Raw genomic sequence first — 18,579 nt, forward strand, 5'->3', positions numbered from 1 at the left:
ATGCGCATGCACCTGCATCACGCTGCCGACATGAACTGGCGCATCCTCGACGACTATGGCACGCAGGAAATGAAGGACAAGCTCATGGACAAGTTCCAGGACAAGTCCGTGTACTGCAACTTCGACATCACCGAGCAGACCGGTGGCACGGGTGCCGACCTGCACACCACCGCTGAGAAGCAGCCCGACGGCTCCTGGATCCTCAACGGCGAGAAGTGGCTCATCAGCCACACCGACTGCTCCGACTACACCTACATCATCGCGGTTTCCGACCCGAGCAAGCAGAAGGACGACCGCCTGAGCGCGTTCATCGTCGACAACTCCCTGCCCGGCTTCGAAATCGTCGAAATGCCCCACATGATGGGCTGCCGCGGCGCTGGCCATGCAGGCCTGAAGCTCACCAACGTCAAGGTTGGTCCCGAGTGCCTGCTCGGCGAAGAGGGCCAGGGCATGGATGTCGCCATCCACTCTCTGTCCGTCTCCCGCGTGCACATCGCCATGTCGAACCTGGGTATGGCCCAGCGCATGCTCGAGCTCTCGCTCAAGCGCGCCAACGACCGCATCACCTTCGGTAAGCCCATCGCTTCCCGCCAGATGATCAAGTCGAAGATCGCCGACATGCAGATGATGGTTCACGTTCTGCGCACCGCCATCTACGACTTCGCTCGCGACTACGACATCGACCCGAAGAACGACTTCATCACCGAGAAGGCTGCCATCTGCAAGCTGTTCTCCATCGAGACCGTGAAGCTCGTGTCCGACGGCATGCTGGAAATCTTCGGTGGCGACGGCTACTTCGAGGATAGCCCCTACGGTCCCACCGAGCGTCTGTACCGCGACTGCCGCGCTATGTGGCTCGAGGAAGGCGCCCCCAACGTTCAGCGCATCACGATTGCTCGCGAGTGCCAGAACCACGGCGGCGAAGTCAAGTACAACTTCTAGGAGTTGCTTGATATCCCAGCTCAACTTTGAGCTTACTATAAGGGCTGGCGCGTTTTGTGCCAGCCCTTCCCCATACGGAGCATCTATTTGAGGAGGAATATATGTCTCTGCCTCTCGAAGGCGTGAAGGTCGTAGACCTCACCACGTTCCTTGCCACCCCCACCACCGGCCGCGTGCTGGGCGAATGGGGTGCCGACGTCATCAAAGTCGAAGCCGCTAGGGGCGACGCGACGCGTACCAACCAGGCTCCCGTGTACGGCATTCCCGACTACACCGACGAAGAGAACCTCTCCTTCGACGTAGCCAACATGCACAAGCGCTTCATCAGCCTGAACCTGAAGAGCGAAACGGGTGCCGAAGTCATGCACAAGCTTCTTTCCGAAGCCGACATCTTCATCACCAACACCCGTACCAAGAGCCTCGCCAAGATGGGCTTCGATTGGGAAACGCTGCACGCGAAGTACCCGCGCCTCATCATGGGCCACGGCCTGGGCTACGGCAAGAAGGGCCCCGAGAAGGACGCCGCGGGCTTCGACGTGACCTGCTACATGGGTCGCGGCGGCGTATTCGGCACCACGGTCGATGCCGATAGCTTCCCGATGATCCCCACCAACGGCTACGGCGACTTCCAGTGCTCGATGTTCCTGTGCTCCGGCCTGCTGGCCGCCTACATCGCCCGCGAGAAGACGGGCGTAGGCGACTACGTAACCTGCGCTCTGGAACATGGCGCCATCTACGCTCTGTCCGTGGGCATGATTTCCGCTCAGTACGGCAACAAGTACCCGAAGAGCCGCCTCGAGGTCAACAACCCGCTGAACAACGTGTTCAAGTCGGGCGACGACAAGTGGGTCGTTCTCTGCCTCCCCGAGTACGACCGCGATTGGCCGCGCGTTCTGAAGCTCATCGGCCGCGAAGACCTGCTGGCCGACGCCGACCTCGCGTCCATCGACGCCGTGAACAACAAGGGCCTTTCCCCGAAGGTCGTGAAGGTCCTCGACGAGGGCTTCGCGAAGTTCACGCGCGACGAGCTGCTGGCCATGTTCAAGGAAAACGACATGCCCTGCGAGCCCGCCCAGACGCCCGAGGACGTGTACAAAGACCAGAACGCCATCATCAACGAATACATCAAGCCGGTGCACTATCCGAAGGGTGACCGTTGGTGCCCCACCGCTCCCGTTCAGTTCGAGCTGAACGAGACGGCGGAATTCAAGCCGACGGGCATGCTCGGGTCGTCCACCGAGGACGTGATGAGGGACCTGGGTTACAGCGACGAGCAGATCGCCGCTGCCGAAGCAGACGGCTCCGTATGCGGCGCCCGAAGCCTCGACGAACTGCTTGGACGCTAAGCCAGACAGGCGAACAAGCAGTCCCGGGAACCGAAAAGGAGTGCGCGTTTCGACGTGCGCTCCTTTTTTCATGTCCACGTCAGCAGCCACATTTTCTGAATAAATTTCCTTGAAACGCACGATTTACTTTTATAATTGGCAACGTCAGCGTTTAGGGGACGCCGCGCTATTTGGGTCAAGCAAAGAACTACGCGGCATGCATTTTGCCGCAGAGGAGAGTTCATGAACCTTTCGCAACTGCAGTACTTCTGCAAACTTGCTGAACTCCAGCATTACACGAAAGCCGCCGAGCAGCTGTACATCACGCAGCCCACGCTCTCGAACTCCATCTCCCGCTTGGAAGACGAGCTGGGCATCCCCCTGTTCGTACGCGACGGACGCAACGTGCGCCTCACGAAATACGGGCGCGAATTCAACGAATACGCCAAGGAAGCGCTAGCCGCAATCGAACGCGGCAAGGCCCTGGCGCAAGACGAAGCTGGCGAATACACGGGCAACGTCTCCATCGGCACCATCTACACCGTGGAAGACCATTTCCTTCCCACGCTCATGAAGGCCTACCGCGAGCAGTTTGGCGCAGGCCCCGTCATCCGCGTTTCCCAGGGTCTCACGCACTCGCTTATCGAGGGCCTGGAAAACGACGCCTACGATGTCATCTTCAGCGCCTTCGTGCCGAACAAGCCCGAACTTCAGTTCGTGCCCGTTACGTACCAAGACCTCATCGCCATCGTGCACAGCCGCCACAAGCTGGCCAAGAAGAAGTCGATTACGCTGGGCGACCTGCGCGGCGACCACATCATCACGTACCACTACAACACGCCCATCGGGCGCGAAGTGAAGGAGCTCATGAACCGCGAGAAGCTCCTCGCGTCAGAGCAGTACGACGACGAAATCACGTTGGCTTCCATGGTCGACGCCAATAAGGAAGCGGTCAGCATCGCGCTGAACACGCTCGGCATCAACCTCTTCCCCAACCTCATAAAGTTGAAGTTCGACGACGTGCCCGAGCAGTTCCACACGATCTACCTCGCGTACAAGAAGAACGCGTACAAAACGCCCGCCGTGCAGCACTTCATCGACCTCACGCGCGAGTTCGAGTACGAACGCAACTAGGCAAAGCGCACACAGGCTCACTGAAAGGCGGCTGCGGCCGCCTTTTTGCTGCGCTCCCTCTATCACACGCGCGTGAAAGAGCCACGGGCGACAGGAGCGCTACGCGCAGGAATCCCACATCGAGCTCGACGCGTATTACATTCAAGCAGCCAGACATAGAAAGAACCCGCCATGTCCCTCCATGGCGGGTTCCAAAGGCGGCGCAAACGCCTAGGTTTGAAGCCGAGGCTCGCCGGCAGTGAGAGCAGAAGCGAACCTCGGCGGTAATGTGATGCTAGTCGCGCACCTTCTCCATGGCGCTGTAGCCAAACATGCCCTTGTACTGGCTGATCAGGTAGAGAGCCATCAGCAGGGCGAGAATGGCGAAGGCCAGGAGCAGGATCATCATGATCCAGACAGCGCTGGACTCGCCCACAGCGGTGGTCATGGCACCTACGATACCCGGCAGGAACACCGAAGCGGCGCCCATGAAGGTGTAGTACATACCAACGTTACGACCGCGGGGGCCGGGGCAGATGAGCTGACGCTGGGTGACGCCAGTCTGCAGCATGCCGCCAGCAGCACCGAAGCCCACCAGAGCGAGGCCGATGTACACACCGGCAACGCCGATGCCCAGAGGCAGAGCAAGAAGGACCGAACCAAGGCCAACGATGGCAATGATAGAGTCGATCATGATGACCTTAACGGGGTTCCAGCGGAGCTTGCCCATCATGAATGCCCAGAAGAGCACGGCAATGATGGAGCCGAAGGTGTAGACGGAAGTCAGCGTAGCACCGTCAGTTGCGGTCATGCCCAGGTAGGCGGTACCGAACTGCTTGGAGTACTGCTGAGCACCATACATGATGAACATGATGACGAAGCCGTAGAACAGCGTGACGAACTGGGTCAGGCCGTTGGGCTTCTTCAGCATAGCGTCGCGTGCAGCCTGAATCTCCGCTTCAGCAGCGTTCTTGGCAGCACCCTTTTCGTCGCCGTCGTCAACCTTCTGCTTGCGCTCGTCGTCGTAGACGAAGGGCGTGATGATGGCGAAGATGGTGGCGATGACGGACAGAATGATTGCGATCCACACGTTGATGTGCCAATCGCCCGTGCCAGGGCCAGCGACAACGGTCTTGGTGGCCTTGTCGAGCACGTGGTTGGCGTTAGTCGCAGCAAAGATCGGGTAGATAATGCCCGTAACGCTGATGACGGCCTTGATGCCAATCGTGCTTGCGCCAGCCTGACGCGGATTCGCCTCGGCGATTGCCGGGTACAGAGCACCATCCCAGAAGCCGGACGTAGCCAGGCCAGACAGGAAGCCGGCGACAGCAGCCACGGTGGCGTTGTCGGTGACCAGCATGATCACGAACGAGATGATATAGAGCACGCCGCCCAGGATGGCCGGGATCTTACGACCGATGCGGTCGGAGATTTCGCCGCCAATCCACACGGAGACGAATTTGCCGACGCCGGTCCAAACGATAGCCGTTGAAACCGCAGCCGCGCCGGCGGTGGGGTCGTTGATGAAGCCCCACTGAGTATAGAAGTCCACTTGGTTCTGGCTGAAGATAATAGCCTGAACGCCATGCGTCAGGTAGCACATGTATACCGTGACGATGGCGAAGAGGTATTTCTTAGCCGGCTGAATAACCTTTTCGCTCACTGCATTCCTCCTAATTCGATAGTTCCCTCATGCTGTTTGCGCCAGTTGTAGCATTCGCTGCGTTTCTTGGAGACGCATTCCTCAAACTGCATCGAATACCAAACCACCTCAAATGGTATTTCACAAGGTATTCAAAATCCAATTCATTGACAGTGGGGTTACAGGCTAGATTGATTGTATTTTTCTATAGCGAACCACGCATTTATTGAATAGATTGCGCGCACATGCATATAACGCGGTATACGCCACATACGCGGCGCTTCGCGAAATGCATTACTAGATGATGTGGGTATTCGCGAAGAGCGAATTACGAGACGCCGTAGGCCTCCATGAGCAGCGGGCCGGCGATGTGAATCATGATCTGGTCGGTGCCTTCGGCGATCTGATTGCCGCGACAATCCTGCCAGATGCTGCCCACGCGTTCGTTTTCCGTATAGCCGCGACCGCCCAGAATCTGCAGGGCGTCGCTGGCCACTTCGGTTGCCGCGCGGGGCACGTAGCGCTTCGCCATGGCAACTTGCAGGCGCTTATCGGAGGAATCATGGTCGAACGCCCACGCGGCCTTGTACACGAGGGAGCGCATGTTGGAAATCTTCACTTCCATGTCCACCAGCATCTGCTCGACCTGCTGAAACGAGGCGATGTTCTTACCGAATGCCATGCGATTGCGAGCATAGGAAACGGCATCCTCCATGGCGGCCTGGGACATGCCCAGCGATTGCGCGCACACCATGACGCGGCCGATTTCGAGAAGATGGAACAGCTGCGGGAAGCCCGCCTTGCCTTCCCCACGCAGGCGATGCGAGGCGTCGAGGCGCACGTCGTCGAACACCACGTCGGCGAAGGGCACGATCTGCTGGCCAATCTTCCCGATGGGGTACGCGCTAAGGCCCTCGCTATTGCGGGGCACCATCCAAAACGAAAGGATGGGATAGCCATCGGAAGCCACGTCGGCTTCCACGGCCGCCACCATGACGAAGGGGGCGAACTCGCCGTTAGCCACGAACGTCTTCGCGCCCTTCAGCACGTAGGCGCCGTCGTGACGCGAAACCTTGGTCTGCATGGCCATCGTGTCGCTGCCGGCGCCAGGCTCGGATACCGCCAACGCGAAGGCCAAGCGGCCGGTCTCGCGGTACGTGTCGAGCATTTCCTGCATGGTCCTCGAGGAACCCGCGAACTTCTTCATGATGCGCAGGTTCATGATGTCGCTGGAAAACGGCAGCGCAGCCCCCGCCACGCGGGAAACCTCCTCGGTGGCGATGGTTTGGGCTAGAAGCGAACCGCCGCCCGACGCATCGCCAAGCAAGCTGGAATGACCAAGATACTCCTTGATGAACGCCTGGCACACGTCGTCGGGCAAACCCCCATCGCGCTGCCACTGACGCACGTTTGAGCGGGAGAAATACCGTTCGGCATAAGCGCGGAAATCGTCCTTGAGCGCGAGTTCCTCGTTGCTGAGATTGAAATCCACGATGTACCCCTCCCCTTCCAGTTTGTCACTACAAAACGACATGGAAGCCCAGCGCACCATCCTACAAAGCAGCCCCGGATGATTGCGCACGGGCTTCCATGCCGTACGTTGCCACACTACAACGGCAGCGTCAAGCGAATCGACCGCTTAGCCGCAGCGATACACCACTCCCATTTCGGGCTGGGGCATATCCCACTTGGAAACGATGGTTTCCTCGCAGCAGATACGGCACGTGCCGCACTCGAGGCAGCCAGCGTAATCGAAGCTCTTATGGCCATCCTCGTCGATCTTGTAGAGGGCGGCCGGGCAGACGCGCACGAGCTTCTGGAACTCGGCGTCGTCAACCTCGTCGAGGTTTTCCTTGTTCAGCTCGATGTGGGCGTTTTCCTCGTCCACGTTGTACTTGTTGACGCCGATGAGCTCGTCGACGTTAACGGTGATCTTCAGCTCGCTCACAGTGCCTTCAGAGCTCCTCTCACTTCGCCGGCCAGCTTCAGCATGCCACGCTGCTTGATAATGGGCATCATGCGCTTCTTCAACGGAAGGGCGGGCGTGCCATCGACAACGAACATGGCATTGAAGATTTCGCCAACCATCTTCGGGTAGTCGGTGAACATGCGATCCCAATGCTCCATGGTCTCGGGCCACTTCGAGAAGGTGGCAAGATCCTTGATGACGAAGGAGTTGTCCATCTTCTGCTTATAGGTGGCAAGGCCAGCCTCGGAAACGTCACCAGCATCGATGGCGTCGCAAGCAGCTTCCGCTGCGAACTGGCCGCTGGCAACGGCGAGGTCCATGCCGCGCACCATGTAGCCGAGGTTCATGCAGAGCATTGCCGCATCGCCCGCGATGAGAGCGCCATCGAAGGTGTACTTCGGAATCATGTTGTAGCCGCCCTCGGAGACCATATGGCCAGAATGCTCGACCATTTCCGCGCCGCGGATAATGGGGGCGATGGCGGGATGCTTCTTGAAGTCATCGAAGCACTGGTAGATTGTGGTGTTCGCCTTCGACATGTCCTCGATGGTGGCAACCAGACCCAGGCTGATGGAATCCTTGTTCGTGTAGAGGAAGCCGCCACCCACTTCGCCATGGGTGCAGTCGCCCACGAACAGCATGGCAGCGCCTTCTCCCTCGGGGCATAGGAAGCGATCTTCGATCTGCTCGGGAGAAAGCTCGAAGACCTCCTTGATGCCCACGGCCATCTGATTGCGCTTGGGGCGCGGTACGCCCAGGCAGCGCTCGGAAAGGAGGCTGTTCACGCCTTCGGCGATGATGACCACATGGGCGGTGATTTCGTCGTCGCCGGCCTTGATGCCGATAACGGCGCCCGACTCGTCCTTCAGTAGCTCTTCCACGGCAATGCCGCAGATGTACTCGCAACCGGCGTTTTCAGCCTGCTCGGCAAGCCACTGGTCGAAGGGGCCGCGCAGCACGGAATAGCTATCCTGACCCGCTTCACCCAGCTGATCGCTCGTGAAGTCGATCGTCATGTTGCTCGCGGGATCGATCATCGCAATGCGCTCGTGCGTGATCTTGCGCTCGAAGGGAATCTCGCCCCATTCGATTTCGCCTTCGCCGTACTCGTCGAAAACCCTCTTCAGGGAATGGCCGTAGATGCGGCCGCCCGTCATATTCTTCGCGCCGGCATATTCGCCGCGCTCGACGACCAGGACGCTCTTGCCCCTCTTAGCCGCCACGTACGCCGCAATGGCGCCTGCGCAGCCGGACCCGACGACGATGATGTCGAAGTCCCTTTCTTCCATGCGGTTCCTCCTTCTTTCACTGAAAGCACCGCGTCGATTCGAACCGAACCGATGTGGTGCAGGACGCGCCGCCTTCTACCGCGACGACGCGCCTACCTCTCGATTGCGGAAGGGGATCCACTCCCCTTCCGCGAAATCCCTGCTTACAGAGCGGCGGTGAGCTCGGGCAGAACCGTCTTCAGGTCGCCGACGAAACCGTAGTCGCACTGCTTGAACACCGGAGCGTTCTTGTCCTTGTTGATGGCAACGACCGTGGTGGCGCCAGCGCAGCCAACCATGTGCTGCATCTGACCGGAAACGCCCACGGCGAAGTAGATCTTCGGGGAGATCATCTGGCCGGAAACGCCCACGTACGCCTCGCGGGGGAACCACGTCACGCCTTCGGAGAGCGGACGGCTGCAGCCAACCTCGGCGCCGATCTTGGCAGCCAGGTCGCGAGCGAACTGCAGGTCTTCCTCGGCCTGGAAGCCGCGGCCGCAGGCCACGACGGCGTCGGCGCCGGCCAGGTCGACGGATGCGGGAGGCAGGGCCTCGGAGCCGGTCTTAACGACGGCGGCTGCGGGAGCCTCGAACGCCACTTCCTCGACGGCGTCGGTGCCCGTGGCGGCAGCAGCGTCGAACGTGCCAGCCACGACGGTGTAGATCTTCACGTCGGTGGTGGGCTTTGCGGTGCGCACGCCCGTGCCGCCGAAGTACATGGCGCTTGCAGCGTCGCCATCGAATTCGGTTACGCCGGCGATGGCAGCAGCGCCCTTGGCGGCGGCCAGGCGGCCCACCAGGCTGAGCGCATGCAGCGTCTGCTCGGCCAGAACGATATCGGCGCCGGAAGCGTCGAACGCCTTGATGACGGAGGCGTATGCGTCATCGACAACGTTGCCAGCAGGCACGTCGATGTGCACGCAGGAATCGGCAACGCCGGTTACGGCAGGCGCGCCGGCGATGCACAGGACAACGCCATCGGCGAGGGTACGAGCGCCAGCGCAGAGTTCGCGAGCGCCGTTTTCGGTTTCAGCAATTACGAAAGCCTTAGCCATTTCTACTTTCCTGCCCTTCTCTACAGAGCGGCCTTGACGGCAGCTGCGAATTCGTTCACGTCATCGAAGATCTGGCACTTGCGGTCGACCTGGGCGGGAGCCTTCACGGCCACTTCCTCGGTCGCGCTCGCGGCAGCGCCTTCGGCAGCAGCCACGTTCATCGGCTTCTTGCCGGCGGCCAGAATGTCCTTCATTCCGGCGATGCGGGGCTCGGCGAAGTCGGGAGCCACGGAAATGACGCAGGGAGTGGGAACCTCTACGGATTCGATTTCCGTCTCGAGCAGGCGCTTCGCGGAAATCTTGCCATCGGCGGCCTCGGCGGAGACAACGCCGGAGACATAGGGAAGGCCCAGGACGGCGGCCAGCTGAACGCCAGTCTGCTTCGCATAGAGGTCGGCGGAACCGTCGCCCACGATGATGGCGTCGTAGTCGCCAGCCTTGGCGACGAGCTTGGCGAGCTCGGCAGCAGCGCCGAACGCGTCGAGGTTGGCGGTGGCGTCATCGGCGGTGAGGAACAGCTCATCGATGCCGCGAGCCAGAATGTTCTTCTTGGTCTTGGAATCGTCGGCCTTCTTGCCGCCAACGCTGATGGCCTTCACGGAGCCGTCGCCCGCAAGCGCGGAAGCGGCCTCGATGGCGTTCAGGTCGTACGTGGAAACAACCTGGTGAGCGCGGGAGAAATCGAGCGAACCGTCGCCGGCGACCTTAACGTCCTGATCGTCGGGGACGATCTTGCATGCCACGAGAATGTTCATGGATGTTCCTTTCTTTCCTCTCTAAAAGATTGCGCGTATGCGGGGAAGCCCCGCAACGGCGCCGCCAACCTCCCTCGGAAGGCGGCGCCCCTAATACCCTGATTACAGAGCGTACTTCTTGGCGACCTGACGACCGCAGATGTACGCCATGATCTCGTGCGTACCGCCGCCGAACATGTTGCCGCGGGAGTCGGCCCACAGACGGCCAACGCGAACCTCGGTGGTGTAGCCCAGGCCAGCGTAAATCTGCAGGGCCATGTCGCACACGTTGAAGCATTCCTTGCAGCCATAGCGCTTGAGCATGGCGCTCTCGAGCTGGACGGGCATGCCGTTGTCCATCATCCACAGCACCTTGTAGAGCAACTGACGCGTGGTCTGGACCTTGATTTCCATGTCGGTGAGCAGCTCGCCGATGGCTTCCTGCTTGAAGATGGGCTTGCCGAAGGCGATGCGCTGGTTGGCGTACTGAGCGGCGTCTTCCAGGGCAGCCTGGGCGATGCCCAGCTGCTCGGCAACGATGTAGGCACGCTCGACCTCGAAGTTCTTCATGAGCATCATGAAGCCCTTGCCAGGCTCGCCCATGCGCTGGTCTTCGGTGAGCACAACGTCGTCGAAGTACACTTCGCAGAACGGGATGCACTGCTGGCCGATCTTATGCAGCGGAGCAGTGGAAACACCCGGGGTGTCCATCTTGATGAGCCACAGGCTCATGTTGCGATTGTCGTGGCTGGGATCCTCGTCCTTGGCAACAACGATCGTGTAAGGCAGAACGGCGCCCATGGTTACCCAGGTCTTCTGGCCATTCAGCTTGTAGGTGCCGTCGGGCTGCTTCACGGTGACGGCGGTCATCGACTGATTGTCGGAACCCGCACCGGGCTCGGAAATGGAAAGCGAGGAGATGGGCCAGCCGGTTTCCATGTAGTGATCCATGGCCTGCTGCTTCTGCTCGTCGGTACCGAACTCCATGATGTCGAACATCGAGAGGGAGTTCTGATACAGGATGTGCATGCAGCCGCTCTTCTGATACAGACGCTCGATCATCAGGCCGATGGTAACGCGGTCAGCGTCGATACCGCCGAACTCCTCGGGAATGCCCATGAGGCCAAAGCCAGCATCGCGATACGCTTCCGCGATTTCATCGGGCATGGTGCCGGTTTCGTACATTTCGGCGATAACCTCGTCCGTGAAATAGCGCTCGCAGAATTCGTCAACGCTCTCGAGCAGCAATTCTTGTTCGTCGGTCAGGCTGAAATCCATGTTTCTTCCTCCTCGGTCAAGGGCGGACAGGCTTCCTCTCCATGTCCCTACCCACACCCAAAGAATACCCTCCGGAGCGCGATTCTGGATGGACATTTTTTTCAGTTTGTCCATCACGAAACTAAAACCCCAGGTAGATGAGGTGTAGCAAGCTGCCTGAATGGAAGATTGAATACCAGAGGGCCTTATCTATAGATTTAGGCTATTGAATAGATAGATTCATTAATAAATACGAATATATATTTCATTGCGCCTATTCGAGCGAATAATTCCAAATACACAGTTCCCTAAACTTGTGGCAAACCTTATACTACGCACCACAGATATCGGAATTTGGGTAAAAACGTTGGAGTTATGCATGGGTTCCACTGATACAAAGCTTCTCATCGCGCGCTCGTTCGTCGAGCTCGTCGAGGAAGAGGGACTGCAAAGGGTTTCCGTCTCGAATATCGTGGAACGCTCGCAGCGCAACAGGAAGACGTTCTATTACCACTTCAGCGACAGAAGCAAGCTCGTACAGTGGGTCTTCCGCTACGACATCGCGCAGGAACTGAGGAAGCGCGTAAGCGAAGACAAGCTCGTGTACCCGAAGAACGACGCGAGCGAACTGGGACGCCTGCCCTATTACACGTTCATCAAGGAAGGCGTGCGCTCCATCGACGGCGATGCGTTCTTCGAGGCGCTCGACGCGTGCTTCCGCGCGAAGAGGGAATACTACGCCAACGTGCTTTCCGAAACGGGCATCGACAGCCTTTCCGAATACCTCTTTCAGCTCTACGTGCCCGCACTGCGACGCGACATCGAGTTCATTCTCAGCAACCGCTTCCTGAACGAGGGAAGCCAGCAATTCCTCGCGGAATTCTACACGGGCGCGTTCCTTGCGTACTTCAAGCGCCGCGTCTGCGGAAAGCTCCAAGACGGCGAAAGCGTGCTAGCCGATATGGGCCCCTTCGCCAACATCATCCACAGCTCCATCGCCAGCGAGATCAACGCGCAGCAGCGCGAACGCATGCACTAATCAGCCTACACCTTCGGCGTGCCATGCGTGCGCCTATGGGAAATCATGCGGTTCATGGCGTTCAGGTACGCCTTGGCCGAACTCGTGATGATGTCGTAGTCGCTGCCACGGCCAATGAAGATGCGCCCGCTTGCGTCCTTCACGCGCACCGTAACCTCGCCCAAAGCATCTATGCCACGCGAGATGGACGTAACGGCGAAGTCGGTGAGGTCGGGCGACATCCCCACGATGGCGTCGACCGCCTTGTACGACGCATCGATGGGGCCAGAACCGTACTCGCATACGGTATGCAGTTCGCCATCCTCGTCGCGCAGCGTGAGCGTTGCCGTGGGCGTAAGCGGAAAACCGCAGCTCACCTGCAACGCCTGCAACGTGAAGGCGTTCTCGACCTCACGGGCGTTTTCGTTGACGAGACTTTCCAGGTCCTCGTCGTAGACCTCTTTCTTGTGGTCTGCGATTTCCAGAAAGCGACGGTAGAGCACCGACATGGTTTCGTCGTCGAACGTGTAGCCCAGATGCGAAAGGCGCTCGCGCAGCGCGGAATGGCCACTACGAGCCGTGAGCACGATGCGGCTCTCCCCCGCACCTACGTCATGCGGGTCGATGATCTCGTAAGTGGTGCGTTCCTTCAGCACGCCGTCCTGGTGAATGCCCGAGCTATGCGCGAACGCATTGGCGCCCACGATGGCCTTGTTGGGCTGCACCGGCATGCCCGTAACGCTGGAGACCAGGCGCGATGCCGTCGCGAACCCCTGCGCGTTGATGTCGGTATGGGCGTCGAGGGAATCGCCGTGCACGCGAATGCCCATCACGACTTCCTCCATGGCGGTATTGCCCGCGCGCTCGCCAAGGCCGTTTATGGTGCACTCGACCTGCGTGGCGCCCGCGGCAACGCCCGCAAGGGAGAGCGCCGTTGCCATGCCCAGATCGTTATGGCAATGCACGGAAAGCGTGATGTCGTCGATGCCGTAGACGTGACTCATGAGGTAGGCAATGCGCGCAGCGAATTCCTCGGGCATGGAATACCCCGTGGTATCGGGAATGTTCACCACCGTGGCACCCGCGTCAACAACCGCCTGTACCACGCGCACGAGGAACGCATTGTCGCTCCTGCCGGCATCTTCCGCGTAGAACTGCACGTCATCGCAGAGGTTACGCGCATAGCGAACGGCATGCACCGCGCGCTCGACGCACTCGTCGGGCGAAATGCGCAGCTTATCGCGCAGATGGCTTTCCGACACGCCCAACCCGGTATGGATGCGCGGACGCTTCGCCGAGCGAAGCGCCTCGGCCGCCGCATCGATATCCGCATCCACGGCACGCGACAACGCCACGACAACGGCATCGTCGCCCGCAAGCTCGCCGATGCGCTGCACGCTCTCGAAATCGCCCGGCGACGACACGGGGAAGCCAGCCTCGATGGCATCGACGCGCAACCTAAGCAGCTGACGTGCGATGACAAGCTTCTCCTCGGTGTTCATGGAACAACCGGGCGACTGCTCCCCATCTCGGAGCGTGGTATCGAAAATGGCTATCTTGCGAGACAATCCCGTCGCCTCCATATGCTGCGATTGATGTTGAACTATGCGTCCCGGCCAGAACGGGGCATCGCGATTTTACCCGTGCGAATGATTTCGCGAATGCCGTACGGGCGAAGCAGGTTCTCGAGGCCCTCGAGCTTGTTCTCGTCGCCCGTTGCCTCGATCGTCACGGAGTCGACGCCAACGTCGATGATCTTGGCGCGGAAGATGTCGGCCACCTCGATTACCTGGCTGCGATCTTCGGGGGTAACGGACACCTTCACCAGCATGAGCTCGCGCACGATGTCGACGCCCGATGCCTGGCGCGTGATCTTCAGCACGCTCACGAGCTTGTTCAGCTGCTTCGTAATCTGCTCGAACGCCTCGTCATCAGCATCCACGACAATCGTCATGCGCGACACATCCGGGTCTTCGGTGGGGCCAACCGCAAGCGAGGCGATATTGAAGCCGCGACGGGAAATGAGCCCCGTCACGCGCGAGAGCACGCCCGCCTTGTTCTCCACGAGCACGGAAATGATATGGCGGTTCGTCTTCTGGAACGTGACCATGCTATTCCCCCTCTGCATTGTCGGCGGCAATCATCTTGGAAATATCGCCCACAGACGCCCCACCAATCTCCTCGTCGAGGGAATTGCCGGGCGCCACCATGGGCAGCACGAGCTCATCAGGTGAAATAGCGACCTCGAGCAAGGCCGGACCAGGATGCGCGAACAGACGCTCCAGCGCATCGGGCACCTCGGAGCGCTGCGAGACGCGTTCGCCCGCCCATCCGTACGCCGCGGCGAGCATGCGGAAATCGGGTACGGGATCGAGCGACGTTTCGCTGAACCGATTGCCGTAGAACAGATGCTGCCATTGGCGCACCATTCCAAGCGATCCATTGTTGAGCATGATGACTTTGATGGGCAGCCCATGAACGCTCGCAACGGCCATTTCCTCGACGCACATCTGGAACGAACCATCGCCCGTAATGCACACGACCGTGCTATCCGGACGCCCCACCTGCGCGCCCACGGAAGCGGGGAGCCCATAGCCCATCGTACCCGCACCACCGCTGCTGATGAACGTGCGAGGAGCCGTGCGCGTAAGGTACTGCGCGGCCCACATCTGATGCTGGCCCACATCGGTGACCACGATATTCGGAATTCCAGCAAGGGACTCGTCGATCTTCCCCATGAGCCACGCAGGGCTAATGGGAGCGTTGCCCTCTTCCATGGAAACGCCAGCGGCGGCATGCTGCGAACGCCATGATGCAACCTGCTCCAGCCAGGAACCATGTGCGGGATGAGCGTCGCGCTTGTCCATTTCGGCGAGCAAGGCGCATAGCGACGCTTTCGCATCGGCCACGATGGGCACGTCGGCAGAGCGGTTCTTCCCGATTTCAGCCGGATCGACGTCGATGTGAATCACGCGCGCATGCGGCGCAAACGAGCTGACCTTTCCCGTTACGCGGTCGCTGAAGCGCGCACCCACGGCAAGAAGCGCATCGCACTCGCTTATCGCCAGATTCGCAGCGCGCGAGCCATGCATGCCTACGAGCCCCAGATTGAGCTCATGCTCGCTTGGCAGCGCATCGAGCCCGATGAGCGTAGTCACCACAGGCGCATCGAGGCGCTCGGCAAGGGCGATGAGTTCCTGCGTTGCCTCGGCGGAAACGATTCCCCCGCCCGCATACACCACGGGTTTCGCCGCCCCGCAAAGCAAATCGACCGCAGCGCGCACCTGGCGCCCGTTGGGCTTCACCGTAGGGCGATACCCCGGAAGAACGCTCTCGTCGGGATAGTGGAACACTACGTCGGCGGCAAGGATGTCGCTGGGAACGTCGATGAGAACGGGGCCGGGACGCCCCGTGGTTGCGATATGGAACGCATCGCGCACGGTCTTAGTTAGCTCGCAGGCGTCTTTCACCAGGTAGCTATGCTTGACGATGGGCATGGTGATGCCGAAGATATCGCTTTCCTGGAATGCGTCGGTGCCAATGCTGCGCGTGGGAACCTGGCCAGTGATTACCACCAGCGGAATACTGTCCATATAGGCGGTGGCTATGCCCGTAACGGTGTTGGTCGCGCCCGGGCCACTCGTGACAAGCACGACGCCGGGGCGCCCGGTTGCACGCGCGTAGCCATCGGCTGCATGGGCCGCGCCCTGCTCATGACGCGCAAGCACGTGGCGAATGCGCGAGCTATCGTAGAGCGCATCGTAGATCTTGATGGCCTGGCCGCCCGGGTAGCCGAATACCACATCCACGCCCTCGGCCTCGAGAGACGCAATGAGCGCCTGGGCGCCGTTCATGGCCTTCCCCTCGGCTTCGGTATGGCTCCCGAAACGCGGATACCCCCGTCGCTGCTCCTGCACGGATTCGGGCATATAGACAACGCCTCCTTATCAGCGCTTTCCCTTTACGCGAGTATAGCCATCGCGCCACATCAACCGCAAGAAGCGGGCGGCGAGGTACATACATTCGCTATCGCGCGATAAAGTGCTACGGAGACAGTGTAACGCAAAGGGCGATTTGCGGGGAGCTGGGCTATGCGGGAAACGAAACGGGGCCCCGCATCGCGACGCCCCGGATACAAACCCATGTGAAAGAGAACTACGCCTTCGCGCCGTACTGCTCGTAATACGCGTCGATGCTGGCCTTCATGGCGTCGTCGATGACAACGCGGCCCTGGCACTCGCGGTTATGCAGGTACTCGGTGACTTCCGCCATGTCGACGATGCATGCCGTGGGGAACCCGTACTTTTCGGACACCTCGTCGATTGCGGCCTTCACGCCGCCCTTGCCCACTTCCATGCGATTCAGGGAAACCATCAGGCCCTTAACCTCGATATTGGCAATCGAGGAGATGAGGGGATACGTTTCGTCGATGGACTTGCCCGACGTGGTGACGTCTTCCACCATCACGACGCGCGCGCCATCGTAGAGCTCGGCACCCAGCAGGCTGCCGCCCTCGCCATGATCCTTCTTTTCCTTGCGATTCGAGCAATAGCGTACTTCCTTGCCGTACAGCTCGTGGTACGCCATAGCCGTGACAACGGACAGGGGAATGCCCTTGTATGCAGGGCCGAAGACGATATCGAAATCGTCGCCGAAATTCTCGTGGATGGCGCGTGCATAGTAGCAGCCGAGCCTATGCAGCTGGTCGCCCGTGACATAGGCGCCCGCGTTCATGAAAAAGGGCGACTTGCGGCCGCTCTTCAACGTGAACTCACCAAACTTCAGAACCTCGGATTCAACCATGAATTCGATGAACTCGCGCTTGTACTCTTCCATGCACGCTCCCTTTCGCAATTGTGTCTTACAGCGCCTCAACGATACCACGGATAAGCAGCTCGAACTGCTTTTCGCGCGTTTTCGCCAAAACCATAACCTCTTCCCCCGTAGGAGATGCGCCGTCGATGCCGGCGGCCATGTTCGAAATGAGGGAAATGCCCAGCACGCGCATGCCCACATGACGCGCCGCGATGACCTCCTCGACCACGCTCATGGCAACCGTATCGGCGCCCCACACGCGAAATGCGCGGATCTCGGCGGGCGTTTCGAAGCTCGGGCCAAGAAGCCCCAGATAGACGCCTTCGTGAAGCGGAATATCGTGAGACGACGCTACCTCGAGCGCGAGCTTTCGCAACTCTGGGTCGTAGCAATCCGTCATGCTGAAGAAGCGCTCCGCGTAGTTGGCCGCATCGGCATTCGCAATGGGATTGCGGCTAGTGAAGTTGATATGGTCGGACATGACGCAGAAATCGCCCACATGGTACGACTCATTCACGGCGCCAGCAGCGTTGGTGGTGCAGAGCACGGGAACGCCCAAGCGATGCATGAGCCAGATGGGGAACGCGATATCAACCGAGGAATAGCCCTCGTACGCATGGAGCCTCCCCTGCATGGCCAGGATGCTCTTGCCTTCGAGGGTGCCGCAGACGAACTGGCTGCGATGCCCTTCGGCAGTGCTCACCTGCATATGGGGAACGTCCTTGAAGGGAATGATCACGGCATCCTCGATCTGGTCGGCCAGCGGATTCAAGCCGCTGCCCAGAACGATGCCCATATCGAACGAACGCTCGCCGATGATGCTGGCTATATACGATGCCGCCTCGTCGAGTTTCCGCGCCAGAACATTCTCGCTGCTCATTGCCATTCCTCTCTCGAAGGGACTGTTCTCGGATGCTATTCGGAAGGAGCCGCCGCGATTAGCACGCGCGGGCGATTCGCCAAATCGCTTGCAATGCGACACGACTCGAATCCCGCCTGCTCGGCCAGCTCAAGCGCCGCATCAAGGCACGTCTCGTGCAATTCGACGGCAAGCACGCCGCCAGGCGCAAGGAGCCTGCGCGACTCCGGCAGGATACGTCGGAACAAATCGAGGCCGTCTTCCCCGCCATCGAGCGCAAGCGATGGCTCGAAATCCATGACCTCGCTGCTCATGGCGCTCAGAACGGCCGTGGGAATGTACGGCGGGTTGGAGATGACGAGGTCAACCGTGCCGTTCCAGGCTTCGGGCACGGAACTCGCCAAGTCGCCCTTCAGCACGGAAACACGCTCCCCCACCTGCAGCTCGCTGGCATTCAACGTTGCCAGCTCCACGGCATCATCCGAGATATCGGTAGCGACAACCTGGGATTCCGGAATCTCCTTCGCGATGGAGCAGGCAATGCAGCCCGTACCAGTGCAAAGGTCGACCACGCGGAACGGA

The 18,579-nt window shown here is 60.0% G+C and carries 17 protein-coding genes; 4 read left to right on the forward strand and 13 right to left on the reverse strand.

Annotation, left to right across the window (positions count from 1 at the left end):
* The 3 genes from AC04P6_RS05090 to AC04P6_RS05100 form a co-directional block, all read left to right on the forward strand.
* A partial coding sequence (locus tag AC04P6_RS05090) for an acyl-CoA dehydrogenase family protein (protein WP_475565529.1) occupies nt 1–942 on the forward strand: 942 nt, incomplete at its 5' end.
* 101 nt (nt 943–1,043) lie between these two features.
* Nucleotides 1,044–2,288 (forward strand): CaiB/BaiF CoA transferase family protein, encoded by a 1,245-nt coding sequence (locus tag AC04P6_RS05095; RefSeq protein WP_475565530.1) that lies wholly within the window; start codon nt 1,044–1,046, stop codon nt 2,286–2,288.
* Nucleotides 2,289–2,510: 222 nt separating this feature from the next.
* The gene (locus AC04P6_RS05100; protein ID WP_475565531.1) at nt 2,511–3,401 is read left to right on the forward strand and encodes a LysR family transcriptional regulator; all 891 of its coding nucleotides are present in this window, start codon (nt 2,511–2,513) and stop codon (nt 3,399–3,401) included.
* A 274-nt stretch (nt 3,402–3,675) separates the two neighbouring features.
* Here the strand turns inward: AC04P6_RS05100 and AC04P6_RS05105 are convergent, their stop codons facing one another.
* The 7 genes from AC04P6_RS05105 to AC04P6_RS05135 form a co-directional block, all read right to left on the reverse strand.
* Nucleotides 3,676–5,043, reverse strand: coding sequence for an MFS transporter (locus AC04P6_RS05105; RefSeq protein ID WP_475565532.1), 1,368 nt, complete (start codon nt 5,041–5,043; stop codon nt 3,676–3,678).
* Between the two features lie 307 nt (nt 5,044–5,350).
* Entirely contained in the window at nt 5,351–6,514 is a 1,164-nt protein-coding gene (locus AC04P6_RS05110; protein ID WP_475565534.1) for an acyl-CoA dehydrogenase family protein, read from the reverse strand.
* 147 nt (nt 6,515–6,661) lie between these two features.
* Entirely contained in the window at nt 6,662–6,970 is a 309-nt protein-coding gene (locus AC04P6_RS05115) for a 4Fe-4S dicluster domain-containing protein (RefSeq protein WP_475565536.1), read from the reverse strand.
* On the reverse strand, nt 6,967–8,280 hold the full coding sequence (locus AC04P6_RS05120; protein WP_475565537.1) for an FAD-dependent oxidoreductase: 1,314 nt from the start codon (nt 8,278–8,280) through the stop codon (nt 6,967–6,969). The genes AC04P6_RS05115 and AC04P6_RS05120 overlap by 4 nt, the downstream gene beginning before the upstream one ends.
* 143 nt (nt 8,281–8,423) lie before the next feature.
* Nucleotides 8,424–9,314, reverse strand: a complete 891-nt coding sequence (locus AC04P6_RS05125; RefSeq protein ID WP_475565538.1) for an electron transfer flavoprotein subunit alpha/FixB family protein — start codon at nt 9,312–9,314, stop codon at nt 8,424–8,426.
* Between the two features lie 20 nt (nt 9,315–9,334).
* Nucleotides 9,335–10,069 carry an adenine nucleotide alpha hydrolase family protein gene (locus AC04P6_RS05130; RefSeq protein WP_475565539.1) on the reverse strand — a complete coding sequence of 245 codons (735 nt, stop codon included), beginning with the start codon at nt 10,067–10,069 and terminating at the stop codon, nt 9,335–9,337.
* Between the two features lie 102 nt (nt 10,070–10,171).
* Entirely contained in the window at nt 10,172–11,326 is a 1,155-nt protein-coding gene (locus AC04P6_RS05135) for an acyl-CoA dehydrogenase family protein (protein ID WP_475565540.1), read from the reverse strand.
* Nucleotides 11,327–11,684: 358 nt separating this feature from the next.
* Between AC04P6_RS05135 and AC04P6_RS05140 the strand changes: the two genes are divergently transcribed.
* Complete coding sequence (locus AC04P6_RS05140; protein ID WP_475565541.1) at nt 11,685–12,344, forward strand: TetR/AcrR family transcriptional regulator C-terminal domain-containing protein; 660 nt, start codon at nt 11,685–11,687, stop codon at nt 12,342–12,344.
* A gap of 5 nt (nt 12,345–12,349) precedes the next feature.
* On the opposite strand, the gene AC04P6_RS05145 is transcribed toward AC04P6_RS05140, so the two are convergent.
* From AC04P6_RS05145 to AC04P6_RS05170, 6 genes are all read right to left on the reverse strand, one after another.
* The gene (locus tag AC04P6_RS05145) at nt 12,350–13,891 is read right to left on the reverse strand and encodes a 2-isopropylmalate synthase (RefSeq protein ID WP_475565542.1); all 1,542 of its coding nucleotides are present in this window, start codon (nt 13,889–13,891) and stop codon (nt 12,350–12,352) included.
* 35 nt (nt 13,892–13,926) lie between these two features.
* On the reverse strand, nt 13,927–14,433 hold the full coding sequence (gene ilvN, locus AC04P6_RS05150; RefSeq protein WP_475565543.1) for an acetolactate synthase small subunit: 507 nt from the start codon (nt 14,431–14,433) through the stop codon (nt 13,927–13,929).
* 1 nt (nt 14,434) lies between these two features.
* A complete protein-coding gene (gene ilvB, locus AC04P6_RS05155; protein WP_475565544.1) occupies nt 14,435–16,252 on the reverse strand; it encodes a biosynthetic-type acetolactate synthase large subunit in 1,818 nt (605 codons plus the stop codon).
* 226 nt (nt 16,253–16,478) lie between these two features.
* Nucleotides 16,479–17,159, reverse strand: a complete 681-nt coding sequence (pyrE, locus tag AC04P6_RS05160) for an orotate phosphoribosyltransferase (protein WP_475565546.1) — start codon at nt 17,157–17,159, stop codon at nt 16,479–16,481.
* A gap of 25 nt (nt 17,160–17,184) precedes the next feature.
* Entirely contained in the window at nt 17,185–18,018 is an 834-nt protein-coding gene (locus tag AC04P6_RS05165) for a purine-nucleoside phosphorylase (RefSeq protein WP_475565547.1), read from the reverse strand.
* A 35-nt stretch (nt 18,019–18,053) separates the two neighbouring features.
* Nucleotides 18,054–18,579 (reverse strand): N5-glutamine methyltransferase family protein (locus tag AC04P6_RS05170; RefSeq protein WP_475565548.1); only part of this gene is annotated, 526 nt, incomplete at its 5' end.

The sequence above is a fragment of the Denitrobacterium sp. genome, assembly GCF_056180635.1.

Coding starts and splice junctions, on each gene's coding strand:
- AC04P6_RS05095 (WP_475565530.1), top strand. CDS start 1,044: ATGTCTCTGCCTCTCGAAGGCGTGAAGGTCGTAGACCTCACCACGTTC.
- AC04P6_RS05100 (WP_475565531.1), top strand. CDS start 2,511: ATGAACCTTTCGCAACTGCAGTACTTCTGCAAACTTGCTGAACTCCAG.
- AC04P6_RS05120 (WP_475565537.1), bottom strand. CDS start 8,280: ATGGAAGAAAGGGACTTCGACATCATCGTCGTCGGGTCCGGCTGCGCA.
- AC04P6_RS05125 (WP_475565538.1), bottom strand. CDS start 9,314: ATGGCTAAGGCTTTCGTAATTGCTGAAACCGAAAACGGCGCTCGCGAA.
- AC04P6_RS05130 (WP_475565539.1), bottom strand. CDS start 10,069: ATGAACATTCTCGTGGCATGCAAGATCGTCCCCGACGATCAGGACGTT.
- AC04P6_RS05135 (WP_475565540.1), bottom strand. CDS start 11,326: ATGGATTTCAGCCTGACCGACGAACAAGAATTGCTGCTCGAGAGCGTT.
- AC04P6_RS05140 (WP_475565541.1), top strand. CDS start 11,685: ATGGGTTCCACTGATACAAAGCTTCTCATCGCGCGCTCGTTCGTCGAG.
- ilvN (WP_475565543.1), bottom strand. CDS start 14,433: ATGGTCACGTTCCAGAAGACGAACCGCCATATCATTTCCGTGCTCGTG.
- ilvB (WP_475565544.1), bottom strand. CDS start 16,252: ATGCCCGAATCCGTGCAGGAGCAGCGACGGGGGTATCCGCGTTTCGGG.
- pyrE (WP_475565546.1), bottom strand. CDS start 17,159: ATGGAAGAGTACAAGCGCGAGTTCATCGAATTCATGGTTGAATCCGAG.
- AC04P6_RS05165 (WP_475565547.1), bottom strand. CDS start 18,018: ATGAGCAGCGAGAATGTTCTGGCGCGGAAACTCGACGAGGCGGCATCG.